General features: G+C 60.8%; 17 protein-coding genes. 9 read left to right on the top strand and 8 right to left on the bottom strand.

Annotation, left to right across the window (positions count from 1 at the left end; translation table 11 throughout):
- Positions 1 to 7: 7 nt before the first annotated feature.
- Both PL599_RS05415 and petA read right to left on the bottom strand, forming a co-directional pair.
- Positions 8 to 1,330, bottom strand: coding sequence for a cytochrome b (locus tag PL599_RS05415; protein WP_077981576.1), 1,323 nt, complete (start codon positions 1,328 to 1,330; stop codon positions 8 to 10).
- Between the two features lie 14 nt (positions 1,331 to 1,344).
- Positions 1,345 to 1,923, bottom strand: coding sequence for a ubiquinol-cytochrome c reductase iron-sulfur subunit (petA, locus tag PL599_RS05420; protein ID WP_035220195.1), 579 nt, complete (start codon positions 1,921 to 1,923; stop codon positions 1,345 to 1,347).
- A 309-nt stretch (positions 1,924 to 2,232) separates the two neighbouring features.
- Here petA and PL599_RS05425 point away from each other — a divergent pair, with 309 nt between their 5' ends.
- Positions 2,233 to 3,165, top strand: coding sequence for an endonuclease/exonuclease/phosphatase family protein (locus PL599_RS05425; protein ID WP_142911733.1), 933 nt, complete (start codon positions 2,233 to 2,235; stop codon positions 3,163 to 3,165).
- Positions 3,166 to 3,174: 9 nt separating this feature from the next.
- Here PL599_RS05425 and PL599_RS05430 read toward each other — a convergent pair whose 3' ends face one another.
- Together PL599_RS05430 and PL599_RS05435 are read right to left on the bottom strand one after the other, a co-directional pair.
- Positions 3,175 to 5,043 carry an ABC transporter ATP-binding protein gene (locus PL599_RS05430; RefSeq protein ID WP_269823779.1) on the bottom strand — a complete coding sequence of 623 codons (1,869 nt, stop codon included), beginning with the start codon at positions 5,041 to 5,043 and terminating at the stop codon, positions 3,175 to 3,177.
- Positions 5,044 to 5,167: 124 nt separating this feature from the next.
- Positions 5,168 to 7,018, bottom strand: a complete 1,851-nt coding sequence (locus tag PL599_RS05435; RefSeq protein ID WP_142911734.1) for an ABC transporter ATP-binding protein — start codon at positions 7,016 to 7,018, stop codon at positions 5,168 to 5,170.
- Positions 7,019 to 7,396: 378 nt separating this feature from the next.
- Here PL599_RS05435 and PL599_RS05440 point away from each other — a divergent pair, with 378 nt between their 5' ends.
- Complete coding sequence (locus PL599_RS05440; RefSeq protein WP_077981632.1) at positions 7,397 to 7,858, top strand: tRNA (cytidine(34)-2'-O)-methyltransferase; 462 nt, start codon at positions 7,397 to 7,399, stop codon at positions 7,856 to 7,858.
- 173 nt (positions 7,859 to 8,031) lie between these two features.
- Complete coding sequence (locus PL599_RS05445) at positions 8,032 to 9,684, top strand: Na/Pi cotransporter family protein (protein ID WP_077981573.1); 1,653 nt, start codon at positions 8,032 to 8,034, stop codon at positions 9,682 to 9,684.
- 104 nt (positions 9,685 to 9,788) lie between these two features.
- Here PL599_RS05445 and PL599_RS05450 read toward each other — a convergent pair whose 3' ends face one another.
- Complete coding sequence (locus PL599_RS05450) at positions 9,789 to 10,064, bottom strand: hypothetical protein (protein ID WP_077981631.1); 276 nt, start codon at positions 10,062 to 10,064, stop codon at positions 9,789 to 9,791.
- Between the two features lie 129 nt (positions 10,065 to 10,193).
- Between PL599_RS05450 and hemF the strand changes: the two genes are divergently transcribed.
- From hemF to PL599_RS05465, 3 genes are all read left to right on the top strand, one after another.
- Positions 10,194 to 11,105 (top strand): oxygen-dependent coproporphyrinogen oxidase, encoded by a 912-nt coding sequence (gene hemF, locus PL599_RS05455; protein WP_142911736.1) that lies wholly within the window; start codon positions 10,194 to 10,196, stop codon positions 11,103 to 11,105.
- 123 nt (positions 11,106 to 11,228) lie between these two features.
- Positions 11,229 to 11,498 (top strand): hypothetical protein, encoded by a 270-nt coding sequence (locus tag PL599_RS05460; protein WP_142911737.1) that lies wholly within the window; start codon positions 11,229 to 11,231, stop codon positions 11,496 to 11,498.
- Positions 11,499 to 11,618: 120 nt separating this feature from the next.
- Positions 11,619 to 11,804: a DUF1059 domain-containing protein gene (locus PL599_RS05465; RefSeq protein ID WP_004442982.1), complete on the top strand. Its 186-nt coding sequence runs from the start codon at positions 11,619 to 11,621 to the stop codon at positions 11,802 to 11,804.
- Between the two features lie 26 nt (positions 11,805 to 11,830).
- Here PL599_RS05465 and PL599_RS05470 read toward each other — a convergent pair whose 3' ends face one another.
- The 3 genes from PL599_RS05470 to PL599_RS05480 are packed head-to-tail and all read right to left on the bottom strand — an operon-like array spanning position 11,831 to position 14,342.
- Positions 11,831 to 13,087, bottom strand: a complete 1,257-nt coding sequence (locus PL599_RS05470) for a CCA tRNA nucleotidyltransferase (RefSeq protein WP_269823768.1) — start codon at positions 13,085 to 13,087, stop codon at positions 11,831 to 11,833.
- Complete coding sequence (locus PL599_RS05475) at positions 13,084 to 13,716, bottom strand: NUDIX hydrolase (protein WP_142911739.1); 633 nt, start codon at positions 13,714 to 13,716, stop codon at positions 13,084 to 13,086. Before PL599_RS05475 ends, PL599_RS05470 begins: the two co-directional genes overlap by 4 nt.
- Positions 13,713 to 14,342 carry a DUF1285 domain-containing protein gene (locus PL599_RS05480; protein ID WP_269823769.1) on the bottom strand — a complete coding sequence of 210 codons (630 nt, stop codon included), beginning with the start codon at positions 14,340 to 14,342 and terminating at the stop codon, positions 13,713 to 13,715. The genes PL599_RS05475 and PL599_RS05480 overlap by 4 nt, the downstream gene beginning before the upstream one ends.
- A gap of 138 nt (positions 14,343 to 14,480) precedes the next feature.
- Here PL599_RS05480 and PL599_RS05485 point away from each other — a divergent pair, with 138 nt between their 5' ends.
- Genes PL599_RS05485 through PL599_RS05495 form a run of 3 tightly spaced genes read left to right on the top strand, consistent with a single transcriptional unit; the run spans position 14,481 to position 19,263 of the window.
- A complete protein-coding gene (locus tag PL599_RS05485) occupies positions 14,481 to 15,491 on the top strand; it encodes an AAA family ATPase (RefSeq protein WP_077981567.1) in 1,011 nt (336 codons plus the stop codon).
- A 38-nt stretch (positions 15,492 to 15,529) separates the two neighbouring features.
- A complete protein-coding gene (locus PL599_RS05490; protein WP_137410768.1) occupies positions 15,530 to 16,456 on the top strand; it encodes a DUF58 domain-containing protein in 927 nt (308 codons plus the stop codon).
- Entirely contained in the window at positions 16,453 to 19,263 is a 2,811-nt protein-coding gene (locus tag PL599_RS05495) for a DUF4159 domain-containing protein (protein WP_271358931.1), read from the top strand. The genes PL599_RS05490 and PL599_RS05495 overlap by 4 nt, the downstream gene beginning before the upstream one ends.
- Position 19,264 lies beyond the last annotated feature (1 nt).

Consider the following 19,264-nt stretch of genomic DNA (forward strand, 5'->3'; position numbering starts at 1 on the left):
TTCGCGCTCAGACTTCGGCAGCCGCAGATGCGGCACCCGTCTTGGCGGCGTTCTTTTCGAGAACGGCCTCGGTAATCGAATTCGGAATACGCCGGGGCGTTTCGACCAGACCGAGGATCGGCATGATGACGAGGAAGAAACCGAAGTAATAAAGCGTGCCGAGCTGAGAATAGCCGACATAATTGCCTTTCAGATCGCCGGTGAGAAGACCAATCAGGCCCGTTCCTTCCGCCGGGCGCGAACCCAGCCAGCCGAGCATGATGGCATTCACCACGAAGACCCAGAAGAACATCTTGTACCAGGGACGATAAACGGCGGAGCGAACCTTCGACGTATCGAGCCAGGGCAGGAAGAACAGCACGACGATCGCGCCGAACATCACGAGAACGCCCCCAAGCTTGGAATCGATGACCCAGATGTTGAAGGTGATGGCGCGCAGCATGGCGTAGAACGGCAGGAAGTACCATTCCGGAACGATATGCGCCGGCGTCTTCAGCGGATCTGCCATGATGTAGTTGTCGGGGTGGCCGAGGAAGTTCGGCATATAGAAGACGAACCAGGCATAACCGATCAGGAACACGGAAACGCCGAGCGCATCCTTCAGCGTCGCATAGGGCGTGAAGGGAACCGTGTCGGTCTTGCTCTTGACTTCAACGCCGGTCGGGTTGGTCTGACCGGTGACGTGCAGAGCCCAGATGTGCAGGATAACGACGCCTGCGATCATGAAGGGCAGCAGATAATGAAGCGCGAAGAAGCGGTTCAGCGTCGGCTGGTCAACGGCAAAGCCGCCGAGCAGGAACTGCTGGATCCATTCACCGATGGCGGGGAATGCCGTGAAGAAGCCGGTGATGACGGTCGCGCCCCAGAAGGACATCTGGCCCCAGGGCAGAACGTAGCCCATGAAACCCGTCGCCATCATCAGCAGGAAGATCACGCAACCGAGAATCCAGAGGATTTCGCGCGGCGCCTTGTAGGAGCCGTAATAAAGGCCACGGGCAATGTGCAGGTAAACCGCGATGAAGAAGAACGACGCACCGTTGGCATGCATGTAGCGCAGCAGCCAGCCATGGTTGACGTCACGCATGATCTTTTCGACGGAATTGAACGCGACCGTCGTTTCGGCCGCGTAATGCATGGCCAGCACGACGCCGGTGAGGATCTGCACGATGAGCATGACGGAAAGCATCGCGCCGAACGTATAGGCGTAGTTCAGGTTACGCGGGACAGGGTAGGCAACGAAGCTGTCATAGATCATGCGCGGCAAGGGAAGCCGCGAATCGATCCACCTCTCGATGCCGGTGGACGGCTGATAACTGGAATGACCACTCATGAATATCTGTCCCCTTATCCGATCTTGATCACGGTATCGGATGTGAATGCAAATGTCGGGATGGCGAGGTTCTGCGGCGCCGGACCCTTACGTATGCGGCCCGCCGTATCGTAGTGCGAGCCATGGCAGGGACAGAACCATCCGCCGAAATCGCCGGCCTGGCCAAGCGGAACGCAACCGAGATGGGTACAGGAACCGACCATGACGATCCAGTTTTCCTTGCCCTGGCCGGCGGAGCGGTCGATATCCGTCGCCTGCGCGTCAGCGGCGATGTTGGCGTTGCGCGCCACGGGATCCTTCAGATCGCCGAGAGCGACGGCCTTGGCTTCCTCGATTTCCTTCTCCGTGCGGTTGCGGATGAAAATCGGCTTGCCGCGCCACTTCACGGTGAGCGACATGCCCGGCTCGACGGCCGCGACATCCACTTCGATCGAGGCAAGCGCCAGTGTCGATGCATCGGGACGCATCTGGTCAATAAAAGGCCATGCTACTGCGGCGGCACCAACGGCGCCCGCCATTCCCGTCACTAGATAAAGAAAATCGCGACGGGTCGGTTCACCCGAAGCGTCGTGATTGGTTACGTGCTCGCTCACCGCTACACCATCCTCTGCGCTGTTTTTGCCGTAAATCGCATGAGTCCTCCCGCTAAGATTTGATCCAGGACAAACTCCGTCCCACCGTCCTGGACACAACTGCGGCATCAAGAAACCGCGTCACTCTGTGTGATCGCAAAATATTGACCGACTTGGCAAGAGCAAAGCACACAAAGCTGCCGTAATTCTGCCGGAGGGGGCCAATTTGGCTCTCATTTTTTCGCCGTACTCGGCAGGCGGGCAACATTGTGCGCATCCGTGCACCATGTTAGGAGACTTCAAGGGAGAGCACGGAAAGCAGGGATTCGGATGACGGCGAAGCTCTCTTGCATGGTCTCCACGGCAGTGGCTGCCGTTCTTTTCGTCGCCAGCCTGCGCTACCTCACCGATTTCTGGCTTCTCGCCTTCGTCACCAGCTTTCAGCTCCATATCGCCATCGTCTGCATCCTGCTGTCATGCCTCGTCTTCTGGCTGACGCGCGATGCGGTTTCGGCGCTCCTCGTGGTTTGGTCGCTTGCGCTCGCCATCCACGCCATTGCCATGCTCCTGGAATTTCCCACATCCGCCGCCCCCGCGCCGGGCGCCAAACCTTTCCGGCTGCTGTCCTTCAACGTGCTGATGGACAATGCCGCCAATGCCGATGCAATTGCCGACAAAATTCTCGAATCGGGCGCGGATGCGGTCTATCTCTTCGAAGCGGCGGCGCTTGAATCGGCCCTGCCGCGACTGCAGCAAACCTATCCGCACAGGCTTGGCTGTTACGCCGGCACGCCCGGATGCGATCTGGTCATCCTGTCAAAAAGACCATTGCTGGAAGGCCGTTTCCACAGCCTCAGCGATCTTCGGCGGGATCGGTTCGCCATAGCCCATATCGATCTTGACGGCACGGAACTGACGCTCGCCGCCGGGCATATCACCAAGCCCTATTTCGACGATTATCATCGCGACGAACTCGACGAAGTGAGCGAAATTCTCTTTCGTGTCACCGGGCCGCTCATTCTGGCCGGAGATTTCAATTCGGCCAGCATCGCGCCTGACATGCGCGCTTTCCTCGCCGCCAACGATCTGAAGAAGGCGACCTTCGAACCCGCCACGTGGCCGACGGAGGCCGGTCGCTTCGGCATCGCCATCGACCACATCTTCGCCCGCGAACCGGCGACGCTGATGAAAACCACCCGCCTGCCCGACAGCCTCGGCTCCAATCACTTTGGACTGATGGCGGATTTCATGATCGGGAAATAGCCGAAGGCCCTATTGCGCCGCTTCGTCCGCGGCAAGAAAACCGCCCGACTGCCGCGCCCAGAGTTCCGAATAAAGACCGCCCTGCATGACCAGATCGGAATGGCTGCCCTCCTCCACGATGCGCCCCTGATCCATCACGATCAGCCGGTCGAGAGCAGCAATCGTCGACAGGCGGTGGGCAATGGCCAGCACCGTCTTGCCCTGCATCAGCTCATCCAGATTGCTCTGGATCGCCGCCTCCACCTCCGAATCGAGCGCCGACGTCGCCTCATCGAGCACGAGGATCGGTGCGTCCTTCAGCATCACGCGGGCGATTGCGATGCGCTGGCGCTGGCCGCCGGACAATTTCACGCCGCGTTCGCCCACATGTGCATCGAACCCCTTGCGACCGCGCTGATCCTCAAGCCTGGCAATGAAATCATCCGCCTTGGCGCGCCGCGTCGCCTCCTGCAATTGTGCTTCGGTGGCGTCGGTGCGGCCGAACAGGATGTTGTCGCGAATGGAGCGATGCAGCAGCGACGTATCCTGCGTGACCATGCCGATATGGGCGCGCAGCGATTCCTGCGTCACCCTGGCGATATCCTGCCCGTCGATCAGGATACGGCCTTTTTCGACATCGTAAAAACGCAAAAGCAGATTGACGAGGGTGGATTTTCCCGCCCCGGAGCGTCCGACGATGCCCACCTTCTCGCCCGCCCGGATATCGAGATTGAGATGGTCGATGACGCCGTTCGCGCGCCCGTAGTGGAAACTGACATTTTCGAAACGGATGCCCGGCTTCTTCACCTCCAGCACCGTCGCCTCCGGGGCGTCGACGAGACCGATCGGCTGCGAAATCAACTCGGCGGCATTCTGCACCGTGCCGAAATTGCGCATGATGCCGTTGAACTGCGTCATCAACCGGCCGAGCAGGAAGTTGAGGCGCAGCACCAGCGCCAGCGTGAAGGCGACCGCGCCGGAACTGATCTTGCCGGACAGCCACAGATCGGTGCAGAGCGCGGCCATGGATGTGATCATCACGCCCGACAGAAGCGCCATGGAGGCGCGCACGCCAGTGATGAACCGCGTAAACGTCATGGTCGCGGTCTGGAAGATATCGAAGCCCTGACGCATGTAGCGATCATTGGCGTCGTCGCGCCCGAACAGCCGCAGCGTCTGGATATTGCTATAGGCATCCACCATGCGGCCGGAGAGCATCGAGGCGGCTTCCGCCGTCTCCTTTGAATGATAGCGGATGCGCGGCACGAAATAGCGCGCCAGCAGCGAGAAGATCCCCACCCAGACGACGACCACCACGGCCAGCCGCCAGTCCAGCCCGCCGATCAGGAACAGCATGGAAACCGAATAGATACCGACGAACCACACGCTTTCCATCAGCGATGTAACGAGATCGCCCGCCGCCTGCCCGCCGGACCAGACCTTGGTCACGATGCGGCCGGAAAAATCGTTCTGGAAGAAGGTCAGCGATTGCCGCGCCACATGCATGTAGGATTGCCAGCGCACCAGATTGTAAAAACCGGGAGTAATGATCTGCTGATCCACCAGCGCGGTCACCATGGTGACGACAAAACGCACGATGCCGATCAGCACCAGCATGCCCACCAGTTCGCCGCCATGGGCCGCAAGCAGCCCCGCCCAGCCCTCTTCCGGCTTTACCGTCGAGAGAATATCAACGAGCCGCCCGACGAACCAGAACAGCGCCGCCTCGATGGCCGCCGTCAAACCGCCGAGCACCAGCATCGCGAAAAACGGCGCCTTGGCCTGCGAGATATAAAACCAGATGAAGGCGAACGTGCTCTCAGGCGGACGCACATCGTCCTTGCGGGCGAAGGGCTTTATCCAGTTCTCGAAAAACTCGAAGATGCGGGTAATAACCATGGTTCGGATATAGGCGGATTCCCGGAACGGGAACAGCCGCGAAGGCTTCGGGAAGAGATTATATTTCGGTAACATTCGAGGAATGAAAAAGGGCGAGGAATGTTCCTCGCCCTTTCGCTTTTGCTTACTCCGCGGCCACTTCCGCCTCGTGGTCGGCGATAAAGCCGCCGGACTGGCGACGCCACAGGTCGGCATAAATGCCGCCCATCGCCGCCAGCTCCGCGTGGCTGCCCGCTTCCACGATCCGGCCCTTGTCGAGGATGATGAGCCGGTCCATTTCCGTCAGCGTCGAAAGGCGGTGGGCAATCGCGATCACCGTCTTGCCTTCCATCAGCGCGAACAGGTTCTCCTGGATCGCCGCCTCGACTTCCGAATCGAGCGCCGAAGTCGCCTCATCAAGCACCAGGATAGGCGCGTTCTTCAGGAAGACGCGGGCAATCGCAATACGCTGGCGCTGGCCGCCGGACAGCTTGACACCACGTTCGCCCACCTGGGCATCGAGACCCTGTCGGCCATGCATGTCGACAAGCGTTTCGACGAAGTCCCAGGCATTCGCCCGCTTCGCCGCCGCGATCACCTGCTCGTCCGTGGCCTCGGGATGGCCATAGGCAATGTTGTCGCGGATCGAACGGTGCAGCAGGGAGGTATCCTGTGTCACCACGCCGATCAGCTCGCGCAGGCTGTCCTGCGAGACCTTGGAGATGTCCTGCCCGTCGATGGTGATCCGGCCGCCTTCGAGATCATAAAAGCGCAGCAACAGGTTCATCAGCGTGGTCTTGCCCGCACCCGAGCGCCCGACCAGACCGACCTTTTCGCCCGGTTTGATATCCAGCGTCAGCCCGTCGATCACGCCCTTGTTCTTGCCATAGTGGAAGCGGACGTTGTCATAACGGATGGCGCCCTGCGGTGCGGCAAGCTCAGGCGCCTTCGGGACATCGACAATATCATGAGGCTTCGTCATCATCGACATGCCGTCATAGACAGTGCCGATATTTTCGAATAGCGACGTGACTTCCCACATGATCCACTGCGACATGCCGTTGACGCGCATGGCAAGGCTGATCGCAATGGCGACCGAACCAGCCGTGACCGAACCCTGCATCCAGAAATAAAGACCGAGCGCCGCCGTGGAAAACAGCACCACGGCATTGTTGAGGTCGATCAGGATGTTGAAGCCGGAAATCTTGCGCATCTGGCGGTGAACGGTTCCAAGAAACACGTTCATGCCCTCACGCGCATATCTTTCCTCGCGGCCGGCATGGGAAAACAGCTTGATCGTCGAGATATTGGTGTAACTGTCGACGATCCGGCCCGTCATCATCGAGCGCGCATCGGCCTGTTCCTGCGCCAGCCGGCCGAGTTTCGGCACGAAATAGGTAAGTATACCCATATAGATACCGAGCCAGACCAGCAGCGGAATGACCAGCCGCCAGTCCGCCGCAGCCACCATGAACAGCATCGAAACCACGAAGCTGATGGCATAAACGAACACGTCGATCACCTTCAGCGCCACTTCGCGGATCGCCAGCGCCGTCTGCATCACCTTGGTCGAAACCCGGCCGGCAAACTCGTTGGCAAAAAAGTTCATGGAGTGGCGCAGCAGGAAACGGTGCATTTTCCAGCGCGCAATCATGCCGAAATTGCCGGCAAGCGTCTGGTGCATCGTCATGGTGTGGACAGCACCCATCAGCGGCAGCACGATAAGCACCAGCCCTGCCATGCCGATCAGATGCCAGCCCTCATCGGCAAAAAAAGTCTCGCGATTGGCCGTGGACAACCAGTCGACGATGTTGCCGAGGAATTTGTAGAGCATGGCTTCCGCGATGGCGATGCCCATGGACATCAGGCCGAGCAGCAGCAACCACGGCCAGGCGGGCTTCACATAGTGCCACAGGAACGGCAAAAGCTTCTGTGGCGCCACTGACGGCGCCGAAGCGGGAAAAGGATCGAGGCGTTTTTCAAACCAGCCAAACATAGGCCAAGCTCCGGCAATCAATCGCTCCATCGTCACAGGGTGAGCAGACACAAATATGGCTCACGACGGAACGGAAAAGTCTTTGAACATGGCCGCAACAGCCACATGGTGAATCAAAAAAGGGGAACGCGGCAGCGCCGCGGGATACCACCTAAGCCAGCAGGCGAACCACTGGGGCCGGGAGGCGAATGCGAATGTCATTTGGCATGAGAACCTCCTTTGGCTGGTGTTGAAGACGCCGATCTTTTATCGCAAAAGAAGACGAAACACCAGCCGCCTGCCTCAAAAAAGTGCAACCGTATATCGGCACGGATTTGCCCGTTCGATTTTCCCGGCAGTGCGATCTGGATTTGCCCGCAAAACATGGATCAGGAGACCATGCAGACAATCAGGATCGCCCTCTACCAGCCCGATATTCCAGGCAATACCGGCACCATCCTGCGGCTGGCCGCCTGTCTTGGCCTTGGCGTCGACATCATCGAGCCGGCGGGTTTCGATATTTCCGACCGCAATCTCAAACGGGCAGGAATGGATTACATCGCGGCGGCGGCGCTGACGCGCCATGTCAGCTGGGACCGTTTCGAGGAATGGCGGGCAACCACCGGCCGCCGCCTCGTTCTCGCCTCCACCAAGGCCGCCTTGCCCTATACGGATATCACCTATCGCGCCAACGATATCCTGCTGTTTGGCCGGGAAAGTGCCGGTGTGCCTGATCATGTGCATGACAAGGCGGATGAGCGAATCATCATCCCGATGATGGCCGGACAGCGCTCCATCAACGTCGCCATGTCGGCGGCGATGGTCGCCGGCGAGGCTTTGCGCCAGGTGGCATGGTCCTGACCCGCCATCTTTACAGCCAATTTTTCAGGCAAATATGAAAATTGAACGTTTTTACCGCGGAACTGTCGCAACCCGGCCTGTACCGAAGGCGTTCACGCTCCTATACTGATTAGCCGGACAACAAAAATCGTGCTCGCCGGAACCATCTGCCGGCGGGTGTGAGGAGACGTCGCATGCAATCCACCATTGTCATCGTCAACCTTCTCGGCGCCGTCGCGTTGCTGCTCTTCGGCCTTGCCCAGGTGAAGGACGGCGTAACCCGCGCTTTCGGCATGAAACTGCGAAGCGTGCTGGCCACAGGCACCCAGAACGGTCCGCGCTCCTTCTGTTCCGGCTTCTTCGCCACCGTCGCCCTGCAAAGCTCGACCGCGACGGCACTGACAGTCGCTTCTTTCGCGGAACGGGATCTCATCAAGCCACGCATGGCACAGGTCGTGCTGCTTGGCGCCAATGTCGGCACCGCCGTTACCGCATGGATCGTCGCCGCCGGCGTCGAGTGGCTTTCGCCGCTGCTGATCCTTGCCGGCATTATCCTGAAAAAAGGCAGTTCCAATGCCAGACAGGGCGGCGGAACCGCCGTCATCGGTATCGGCCTGATGCTTCTGTCGCTGCATCTCTTAAGCGGCGCCACCGAACCCATGCGCGCCTCTCCGGCGCTCGGCGTCTTCATCGGCCTGCTGGATGGCGCATGGCCAGTCGCGCTGATCTTTTCCGCCGTGCTCGCCTTCGTCTCCTCCTCCAGCCTCGCCGTCGTGGTGCTGATCCTGTCACTGGCCGCCACCGGCACCCTGTCCACGGGACTCATCATCGTTCTCATCCTCGGCGCCAATCTCGGCGGTGCCATTCCGCCCGTCATCGCCACGCTGTCCGGCCCGGCATCTGCGCGGCGCATCACCATCGGCAATCTTGTCGTTCGCACCATCGGCTGCCTGGTTGCCATGCCGCTCGCCTCCTATGGCGCAACGTATCTACAGCAATTGCCGCTTTCGCCCGCCAAATTGCCCGTCGACGCCCACCTGATCTTCAATGTCATCCTCGCGGCGCTGGCCTGGCCCTTCTCCGGCCTGATTTCCGACCTGATGACAAAGCTGGTGCCGGGTGATCCGAAAGCCGAAGACGGGCCGAATTTCCTCGACCAGCAGGCGCTGGATATGCCGGTCGTTGCGCTTGCCAACGCCACCCGCGAGGTCTTAAGCGTCGGCGACAGCATCGAGCGGATGCTGATCCGCGCCGAAAACGCCTTCAAGCACAATGATCTGGCACCGCTTCAGGAAGTGTCCCTGCTCGAAAAGAAGGTCGACCGCCGCCAGCAGGAGGTGAAGGTCTATCTCTCGCAACTGGGCCGCAAAGGGTTGACCGACGAGGAAGCGCGTCGTTCGATCGCCATCATCGATTATGCCATCAACCTCGAACATATCGGCGATATCATCGAAAAGGGCATCTGCGAGCAGATCCGCAAGAAGGTGCTGAACAGCTTCAAATTTTCCGATGACGGTTATGAGGAGCTGAAGACCCTGTTCGACATGACCATCGAGAACCTGCGCGCCGCCCAGAGCATTCTGGTAACCGGCGATTTCGAGCTCGCCCGCCGGCTGATGGAAAGCAAGGTGGATATACGCCGCCTCGAAAAACAATCCTCCAACCGCCATCTGGAGCGGCTGCGCGACGGGCTGGCGGAAAGCATGCAGACCAGTTCGCTGCATCTGGACATGCTGCGGGATTTGAAGCGCATCAACGCCCATATCGTGACGGTGGCGCATCCCATTCTCGATGAAAGCGGCGTGCTGATCGAAAGCCGCCTGCGTTACGCGGAGCCACGCGCCTAGAGCATTTCCAGGAAAAGTGGCCCCGGTTTTCCGTCCGGAAATGCGACAAACAAAAAAATTAGAGCGTTTTCGCGATTCGAAGAAAAGCGAAGACGCTCCAAAATTCAATCGGCAGAGGGCAGACGCCGCATGGTGAATTCGATGCGGTCGCCTTCCAGCTGCCGCCAGCTTTCCACTTCCGTCCAATAGGCCGCTTTGGGAAAGCTGTCGAACCATTCGCGCGCCTTGGCGCGGGCTTCCTCGCGGCCAAGACAGAAGGTCTGGCGCACGAACATGCCGTCGCGCTTTTGTTCACCGCCGGCGCTTTCACGTTCCCTGCGATGATTGGTGATCCTGCGCTTCAGCCCGTCGAGCGGCGGCGGTCCGGTAAATTTCGTCATGATATTCACCTCTGGCACCTACATCGATAAAGATAGTGCCCGCATGTGAACTTGGCGAGTCGAATTTGTGCGCGGGGCCTGCACCTGCTAGACGCGACAGGGAATCGACGTCACCAAAGGAGAATACGCATGGAACGGCCAATCTTGCCGAAGGGCTTGCCCGACGACATCGAGGACAAGAAGGCCCTTGCCCAAGCCTGGTTCCAGCATCTTCGCGACACCATCGTCGCCTCCTTCGAGACCCTCGAAAGCGACCTGACGGGCCCTCTTTCCGATCAGGAGCCCGGCCGTTTCGTGCAGAAGGACTGGCTGCGTGACAATGGCGAGGGCGGCGGCGGGAAGATGTCGATGATGGAAGGTCGCGTCTTCGAAAAGGTCGGCGTCCACACCTCCACCGTCTATGGCGAATTCTCGCCGGAATTCCGCAAGCAGATACCGGGTGCGGAAGAAGACCCGCAGTTCTGGGCGTCGGGTATTTCGCTCATCGCCCATCCGGTCAACCCTCATGTGCCGGCAGTGCACATGAACACCCGCATGGTCGTCACCACCAGCCACTGGTTCGGCGGCGGCGCGGATCTGACGCCGGTGCTGGGACGCAGACGGACGCAGGAAGACCCGGACAGCCAGCTTTTCCACCGCGCCTTCGAAATTACCTGCAACCGCCATCCGGTCGCCGATTATCCGCGCTACAAGACGTGGTGCGACGAGTATTTTTTCCTGAAGCACCGCAACGAAGCCCGCGGCATCGGCGGCATCTTTTTCGACTGGCTGCACCCACAGGAGGAAAATGGCGGCTGGGACGCCAATTTCGCCTTCGTGCAGGATGTCGGCCGCGCCTTCAATCTGGTCTATCCGAAAATCGTCCGCGCCAATTTCAACCAGAACTGGACGGAAGCGGACCGCGACGAGCAGCTTATCCGTCGTGGCCGTTACGTGGAATTCAACCTGCTTTACGATCGCGGCACGATCTTTGGCCTCAAGACCGGAGGCAACGTCGAATCGATCCTGTCCTCCCTGCCGCCGGTGGTGCGCTGGCCCTAAAGAACCTCACATAAATTTGACGCTTATCAGCCATTTCGTCGCAAATAGCGCAAATTAGGACTTATGGAAAAATCAAGGCAATGATAGTCTCCTCCTCGCAGACGTACTGGAGGAGCTATCGTCATGATTACTTCGAACAGCATGCCTATCTCTGCTTCCCCCGAGGGAGCACAGCAATCCATCGATACCCCGGAATTGATCGACCGCCTGGCAGCGGAAATGCGCGCCACGGGTGATCGCGAACTGCCGCATTCCTTTTATGTCGAACAGGTAAAACGCTCCCTTGCCGGACAAAAGACGGCGCGGCGGGCGGACAATGACGAAATGCCTCGTACAAAAATTCCGGCAGCCGGCACATCCTCTGTTTTCCAGTGCTGGGCGATGCCCGAATAGGGGCTTGAATAAGGTCGAGGGACGCCGCTGTGGAACATAAGCGGTGAACTTTCGTTTTTTGTTGGAGGGACAGCAGGCAAGTGGATTGCTGTCCCTCAATCAAAACAGGGAGGCAAGACCATGAGACTGTTTGAATGTGGAACGCTCGTGCCCGGCTGCGCCTGGCACACCCGCGCAGACGACGATGCCGAAGTCGTGCGCCGAACCGTTGAACATATGCGCTCGGCCCATGGCGAAACCGTCATCCGCGAAAATATGATCGAAAACATCAAGGCGCGCATCCGCGACGAAGCGAATGCGGCGTAAGCCGAAACGCCGCCACTATTGCGGCTTCAATTCTCCAGCATATCTTTCAGCCGGGCGGTCAACGCTGCCCGGTCCAGCGAGAAATTGACGTCGATCCACTTTTCCTCGAGGCTTTTCAGCACTTCGCCCACCTTCGGGCCGGCCTCGACGCCAGCGGCCATCACATCCGCGCCGCTCAGAGGAAAGCCCGGTTTGTGGAATTTTTCCGCCCGCGCCAGCAATGTCGAAAGCCGCGCCACTTTCCGCATGGCAGTGTCGCCAGCCGAAAGATCGGCGCGGGCCGAAGCAAGCGCCAGTTTCAGCCGCGTCTTCACGCCCTCCACACCCTGGCGATATAGCAGCCGGTCGAGCGCCGTCTCCTTCAACTCAGGGTCAGCCGCCGGAGCCGAGGCCCAGTGGTTAAGATAAGCCGCTTCGGCTTTCGACAGCCGGAGGCGCGCGGCAAGGGCAGCCAGCCTGTCCCTGTCCGGCGGCACGATGGCGGCAAGCCGCAGCATCGGGTCCACCGCCCAGCCGAGAGTTTGCTCCGTCGCCACCAGTCCATGAATGGCGTCGATGCCCCATTTTTCCGTTTCGGGAAGAATTTCCGCCAGAACGCCCGATTGCCGCATCCACAAAAGGGCGCGCGAAGGATCGCGGGCGGAAAGCAGCTTTTTCAATTCGCTCCACACCCGCTCGGCCGAAAGGGTGCCCAGCTTGTCCTTGGCCCGCGCGCTTGCCCGCAAGCCGTCCGCATCCGGGCGGCCGGAACCGTAATGGGCAAAAAAGCGGAAAAACCGGAGAATCCGCAGATAATCTTCCGAAATCCGCATCGCCGCATCGCCGATGAAACGCACCGTGCCGGTCTCGATATCGGGAAGACCATCGACAAGATCGATGATCTCGCCCTTTTCATCGGCATAGAGGGCATTGATGGTGAGGTCACGCCGCTCGGCGTCGGTCTGCCAGTCGGTGCCGAAGGCCACCTGTGCGTGGCGGCCATTGGTTTCGACATCGCGGCGCAGCGTCGTTACCTCGAAACCTTCGTCATCGATTACCAGCGTTACAGTGCCGTGCTCGATGCCGGTCGGCACCGCCTTGATGCCCACAGCCTTCGCCCGCTCCACCACCACGTCCGGAGTGAGCGTCGTCGCCATGTCGACATCGACGACCGGCAGGTCCATCAGCGCATTGCGCACCGCGCCGCCGACGATCCGCACCTCGCCGCCATCGGCATTCAGAAGCGTAAAGATGCGCTTCAGCGCCGGTTTTTGAAACCAGTCCCGCCCGGCAAGGCTGCTCATGAATAAAACCTCTCGTAAATCGTCCTGACGATGCCCGCCGTAATGCCCCAAATGTAGCGTTCGCCATAGGGCATTTCGTAGAAAAACCGCTCCTTCCCCTGAAAGATGCGGCTGCCGCGCCCGTGATTGGCCGGGTCCATCAGGAAGGACAACGGCACCTCGAAAACCTCGTCCACTTCAGTGGGATTAAGCGTCAAATCAAAGCCGGGGCGAACGACCGATAGCACCGGCTTGATGCGAAATCCCGTCCCGGAAATGTAGTCCGGCAGACGCCCGACCGTCTCCACGAAAGACCGCGAAAGGCCGATTTCTTCTTCCGTCTCCCGCAACGCTGCCTCTTCCGGCGTGCGGTCCTCGGCATCAATGCCGCCGCCGGGAAAGGAAATCTGGCCGGAATGTTTGCGCAGGGTTGCCGTACGCTGAGTGAAGATCACCCGCGCATCGTTGCCATCGTCGATGACAGGTATCAGCACGGCGGCATCCTTCAGCCGGATGCCGTTGCCAGAAAGCACCACGCCCGGATTGAGCACATGGTCGCCATTTTCCCGCTCGGCCACGCCCTCGCCTTCCTGCAGCACCCGGCGGCGGAAATCGCTGGCGGTAAAACCTTTGAATGTCGTCATTGTCATTGCGAAAGCCGTTCTAGTTCCTTGGCGGGCATCACGGGAAAGATCACCCCGCCCGAGCGCAGGGCAAATATCTCAACGCCATCCACGTCGATCACCTCGCCAAGGGCGACGAGATCATACATCACGGCCCGCGAGACGAGCGCTTCCAGCCTACCGCGCACCAGAAGATAGGGCTTCAATTCCCGGTTCTCACCGAAAACCTCGAACCGCAGCGGGTGCTCCGGCCCCGCCTCCACCACGTCGCCGACATTGGTGCGGAAGGTCAGCAGCGGCTCGCCATCATCCTCACCCGCCGTCACCTTCATTTCCACGGCGACGAAAGGCGCGTCCACCACGCGGATGCCAACTTTTTCCACAGGAGTTACGAGATAGGTCTTCCCGTCCTCATCCTTGCGCAGAACGGTGGAAAACAGCCGCACCAAGGGCGCTCTGCCAATCGGCGTGCCGAGATAGAACCAGGTGCCGTCGGCGCGGATTTCCATGTCCAGATCACCACAATAAGGTGGATTCCAGCGTTCCACCGGCGCCGGCCCGCGCTTCGCATCGCCGGTCTGTTCCGCGGCGCGGGAAATCATCGCCGCAAGCCCGGCCGCATCGCCTGCCGAATTTATCGTCTCCGCTGCCATATTCGAGTCTCGCTTTGCCGATAAGGAAATACTAAGTCACGACATAGTCATTCGAATGGCGCTTGTCAGCGGCCAAGAGAGCAATAAGCTGTAAGCGGGGCGATATAGGCCCGGTGGCGAAGGTATGAGGAGAGCGACATGGGCGTGATGAATACCGGCGAAACCCTTGATGAAAAGGCCATCGTCGCTGCGGCCGAAAAGGCGCTTTCCGACATTGCGGCCATCCGCACGGAAGTCTCCAAGGTCATTTTCGGCCAGGAAAAAGTGGTGCAGAACACGCTTCTTGCCATCCTCTCGGGCGGCCACGCGCTGCTCGTCGGCGTTCCCGGCCTCGCCAAGACCAAGCTCGTCACCACGCTCGGCACCGTAATCGGCCTCGATGCCAATCGCATCCAGTTCACACCGGACCTGATGCCGTCAGATATTCTCGGCTCCGAAGTCATGGATCAGGACGAGAACGGTCGCCGTTCCTTCCGCTTCATCAAGGGTCCGATTTTCGGCCAGTTGCTGATGGCCGACGAAATCAACCGCGCCAGCCCGCGCACGCAGTCCGCCCTTTTGCAGGCCATGCAGGAATATCACATCACCATGGCCGGCCAGACCTACGAGCTGCCGAAGCCGTTCCACGTTCTGGCCACACAGAACCCGCTGGAACAGGAAGGCACCTATCCGCTGCCCGAAGCCCAGCTCGACCGCTTCCTGCTTCAGGTCGATGTCGGTTATCCCGAACTTGCCGCCGAGCGACAGATCCTTCTCGACACGACAGGCGCCGCCTCGGGCGAAGCGCGCGGCGTGATCGATGCCGGGCGTCTGATGGAAATCCAGTCCCTGATCCGCCAGATGCCGGTCAGCGACAAGGTGGTGGATGCGATCCTTTCGCTCGTCCGCTCCGCCCGCCCCGGCCATGGCAACAAATTGACCGACAAGCACGTTGCCTGGGGACCGGGTCCGCGCGCCGGCCAGTCGCTGATGCTGACGGCCCGCGCCCGTGCTCTTTACGAAGGCCGGCTCGCTCCGTCGCTGGACGATGTCCATGCGCTGGCCGAACCGGTGCTGGAACACCGCATGGCGCTGACCTTTGCGGCCCGCGCCGAAGGCATGTCGGTGCGCGATGTCATCGCAGCGCTTGTGGAGCAGGCGAAGAACTGAACGCATCCCAGGCCTAAATTTTCGCGAAAGGACGGCATGTGGCATCCATCGGCCAGATCGTAGACAAGACGCCGGGTAGTGAAGTTCTGGCGCGTGCACGACAGCGCGCCGCCCTGGTGCCGGACTGCATGGTCGAGGCAAAGCGCATCGCCAACACCGTTATCGCCGGCTGGCACGGCCGCCGCAAGCGCGGCATCGGCGAAAATTTCTGGCAGTTCCGCCCCTATGCCGAAGGTGAGAGCCTGTCACGCATCGACTGGCGGCGCTCGGCCCGCGACGACCACACCTATGTGCGAGACCGGGAATGGGAAGCGGCCCACACCATCTGGCTTTGGGCCGACATGTCGCCGTCTATGATGTTCAAATCCACCCTTGGCTCTGTTTCAAAGGAAAGCCGGGCGCTGGTGCTGATGCTGGCGCTTGCGGAAATCCTCGCGCGCTCGGGTGAGCGCATCGGTTGCCCCGGCATCATGGAGCCTGTGTCGGCCAGAAACGCCGCCGAACGACTGGCCACCGCCATCATGCACGCGCCGCTGACCACTGGCATGCCGGAAACGGGCATGATCCGCGGCGCGAGCGACATCGTGCTGATCGGTGATTTTCTCGATGATGCACAGACCGTGATGGAGCGCATTTCGCCGCTCGCGCGGCGCGGCCTGCGCGGTCATGTGGTGGAAATTGCCGATCCGGCCGAAGAGACTTTTCCCTATTCCGGCCGCACCGAATTCACCGATCCGGAAACCGGTGAAAAACTGGTGTCGGGCCGTGCCGAAACCATTCGCGAGGATTACACCCGCGCCTATCTCGCAAGGCGTGAGGCTCTGTCCTCCTCGTTGCGCCGTCTCGGCTGGAACTTCGTGTTCCACCGCACCGACCATCTCGCCTCCGAGGCGCTCGTCGCCGTTCACATGTATCTTTCCGGCGCGCCGGCACAGGGCGGCGGGCAAGGCGGTGGCCGTCGATGAGCGCATTGCCTTTCGTCTTCACCAGTCCCTATATCCTCTTCGGCCTGCTGGCGCTGCCCGCCATCTGGTGGCTGCTGCGACTAACGCCGCCGCGCCCCAAGGCGGAAGTGTTTCCGCCGCTGAAGATATTGGCGACGGTGCTGAAACGCGAGGAAACGCCCTCGAAAAGCCCATGGTGGCTGACCCTCCTGCGCATGGCGCTCGCCGCCGCCGTGATTTTCGCGCTCGCCGATCCGGTGGTGAACCCGCGCAACAACAGCATTGCCGGCAGTGGCCCGCTGGTGCTGGTGGTTGACAATAGCTGGGCCTCCGCGCCAGACTGGGAAAGACGCGTTGCAACCGCTGAGGCCCTGATCGGCGATGCGGAACGGGCCGACCGCCCCGTCTCCATCAGCTTCACCGCCGATGCAGAACATGACGCTGTACCGGGAACGGCAGGCGTTGCACTGGAAAAGCTCGCCGCAGCAAAGCCGAAGCCGCTCGTGCCGGACCGCGTGCGCACGGCAGAAGCCATCACAGAGGCGCTGAACGGCACGCCCCCCGGCACGCTCGCTTATATCGCCGATGGCGTTCAAACCGCGCAGGATGAAAGCGCACTGAGGACGCTCGCCAGCCTCTCACCCGCCGAATTCCGCATTGTGAAAGGCGACGGCAAGGCGATCAACGCCATTACCGGCGCCAGCAACAATGCCGATGCCATGAGCGTCACACTGTCACGGCTCGACACGGCCGAAGCCGCCCGGCTGACCGTCAATGCGCAGGACAGCCAGGGCCGTATCCTCGCCAACGGCATCGCAAACTTCGCGCCCGGCGCGGCCGAAACCACGGCGACGGTGGAAGCGCCCTTCGAACTGCGAAACGATTTCGCCCGTCTCTCCCTCGAAGGTGTTTCGACGGCAGGCGCGGTGCATCTTCTCGACGACGGCTTCCGCCGGCGTCGCGTGGCGCTGCTGGCCGGCGAAACCGGCAATGATTTCCAGCCGCTGCTACAACCGCTTTATTATATCAGCCGTGCACTTCAGCCCTTCGTTGATCTCATTCCGCAGCGGCAGGCCGATCTCGCGCAGGCGATCCCGGAAATCCTGCAATCCAATCCTTCGGTCATCGTCATGGCCGATATCGGCCGCCTGCCGCAGGAAACCTATGAGCCGATGCAAAAATGGCTTGCGGGCGGCGGCACGCTCATCCGTTTTGCCGGACCGCGCCTTGCCGCAGCCCCGGCCGACGATCCGCTGGTGCCTGTAACACTCAGACAGGGCGAACGCGCGCTTGGTGGCGCGCTCTCCTGGGCCGAGCCGCAGCCGCTGGCCGATTTCCCGAATTTCGGCGCTTTCGCCGGCATGCCGAAGGCCGATGGCGTCCTCGTCAAACGCCAGGTTCTGGCCGAGCCGACACCCGATCTGGCTGAACGCACATGGGCTAGCCTTGCAGACGGCACGCCGCTCGTCACCACCCGCAATGTCGAGGCAGGCCGCATCGTGCTCTTCCATGTCAGCGCCGAAGCGAATTGGTCTGACCTGCCGATCTCAGGCCATTTCGTCGATATGCTGCGCCGTATCGTGCAATTGTCGAAGGCGGGCGGCGCTTCTGCCAACGCAAACGCCCCGGCCGCTGCCCTGCCCCCCTTCCGGCTGCTGACGGCCGAAGGCGCGCTTTCCGCCGAAATCGGCACTGCCCGGCCGCTGGAAATGCGCGCCGGCCAACCGCCCCGCTCCGGTTTCGACAATCCCCCCGGCCTCTATGGCACAGAGGATGGTTTCGTGGCTCTCAATCTTCTGCCGGCTGGCGCCACGCTTCGCCCGCTCGATACCTCGGTCGCCGGTGTCAACACCACCAGCGAAGCACTGATCGGCGAAACGGCGAAATCGCTGCGCCCGGCCTTGTTCATCGCTGCCTTCCTGATGCTGATTGCCGACAGTCTCATCGTGCTCTTCATGAACGGCGCCTTCGCACGCCTGCCGAAAGCCCGCAGCGCGACCGCCGCCACCGTGCTTCTGGCGCTCGGCGCCTTTGCCGCCATGTCTCCAACGGACGCCCGCGCCGACGACCCCAAACCCGGTGACGAGCAGATTTTCGAGCGGCTGGACACGACGCATCTCGCCTATGTCCGCACAGGTGAAGACGATGTCGACCGCATTTCCGAGCAGGGTCTCCAAGGTCTCAGCGAATTCCTGACCTGGCGCACGACGCTGGAACCCGGCCAGCCTGTCGGACTCGATATTTCCAAGGATGAATTGTCCTTTTATCCCATCATCTACTGGCCGGTTTCGGCCTCCGCCCCGATGCCGTCTAGCGCCGCTATATCGCGCATCGATGCGTATATGCGTGCCGGTGGCACCGTTCTGTTCGATACGCGCGACCAGTTTTCTTCGCTCGACACCGGCGCGACCAGCCCTAACGGCGAACGCCTGCAGGCGATCCTTGCCAATATCGACATTCCGCCGCTGGAACCTGTGCCGGAAGACCATGTTCTGACGCGCTCCTTCTACCTGCTCACCAATTTCCCCGGCCGTTACAACGGCTCACCGCTATGGGTGGAATCGCGACAGGGAGCGGCGAAGACCACCTCCGGTCTCTCCTCCTCCGGCGATGGCGTGACGCCGATCATGATAACGGGCAATGATTTCGCCGGTGCCTGGGCCGTCGACGCGCAGGGCGCTCCGGTTCTGCCCACTGTGCCGCCAGACGAATTGCAGCGCGAACACGCTTTCCGCTCCGGCGTCAACATCATGATGTATATGCTGACCGGCAACTACAAGGCCGATCAGGTCCATGTTCCGGCACTTCTCGAACGGTTGGGGCAGTGAC

The sequence above is a fragment of the Agrobacterium sp. ST15.16.055 genome, from assembly GCF_027956555.1.
GTDB lineage: Bacteria > Pseudomonadota > Alphaproteobacteria > Rhizobiales > Rhizobiaceae > Agrobacterium > Agrobacterium salinitolerans.

Coding starts and splice junctions, on each gene's coding strand:
- PL599_RS05415 (WP_077981576.1), bottom strand. CDS start 1,330: ATGAGTGGTCATTCCAGTTATCAGCCGTCCACCGGCATCGAGAGGTGG.
- PL599_RS05425 (WP_142911733.1), top strand. CDS start 2,233: ATGACGGCGAAGCTCTCTTGCATGGTCTCCACGGCAGTGGCTGCCGTT.
- PL599_RS05430 (WP_269823779.1), bottom strand. CDS start 5,043: ATGGTTATTACCCGCATCTTCGAGTTTTTCGAGAACTGGATAAAGCCC.
- PL599_RS05435 (WP_142911734.1), bottom strand. CDS start 7,018: ATGTTTGGCTGGTTTGAAAAACGCCTCGATCCTTTTCCCGCTTCGGCG.
- PL599_RS05440 (WP_077981632.1), top strand. CDS start 7,397: ATGCAGACAATCAGGATCGCCCTCTACCAGCCCGATATTCCAGGCAAT.
- PL599_RS05445 (WP_077981573.1), top strand. CDS start 8,032: ATGCAATCCACCATTGTCATCGTCAACCTTCTCGGCGCCGTCGCGTTG.
- PL599_RS05450 (WP_077981631.1), bottom strand. CDS start 10,064: ATGACGAAATTTACCGGACCGCCGCCGCTCGACGGGCTGAAGCGCAGG.
- hemF (WP_142911736.1), top strand. CDS start 10,194: ATGGAACGGCCAATCTTGCCGAAGGGCTTGCCCGACGACATCGAGGAC.
- PL599_RS05460 (WP_142911737.1), top strand. CDS start 11,229: ATGATTACTTCGAACAGCATGCCTATCTCTGCTTCCCCCGAGGGAGCA.
- PL599_RS05465 (WP_004442982.1), top strand. CDS start 11,619: ATGAGACTGTTTGAATGTGGAACGCTCGTGCCCGGCTGCGCCTGGCAC.
- PL599_RS05470 (WP_269823768.1), bottom strand. CDS start 13,087: ATGAGCAGCCTTGCCGGGCGGGACTGGTTTCAAAAACCGGCGCTGAAG.
- PL599_RS05475 (WP_142911739.1), bottom strand. CDS start 13,716: ATGACAATGACGACATTCAAAGGTTTTACCGCCAGCGATTTCCGCCGC.
- PL599_RS05480 (WP_269823769.1), bottom strand. CDS start 14,342: ATGGCAGCGGAGACGATAAATTCGGCAGGCGATGCGGCCGGGCTTGCG.
- PL599_RS05485 (WP_077981567.1), top strand. CDS start 14,481: ATGGGCGTGATGAATACCGGCGAAACCCTTGATGAAAAGGCCATCGTC.
- PL599_RS05495 (WP_271358931.1), top strand. CDS start 16,453: ATGAGCGCATTGCCTTTCGTCTTCACCAGTCCCTATATCCTCTTCGGC.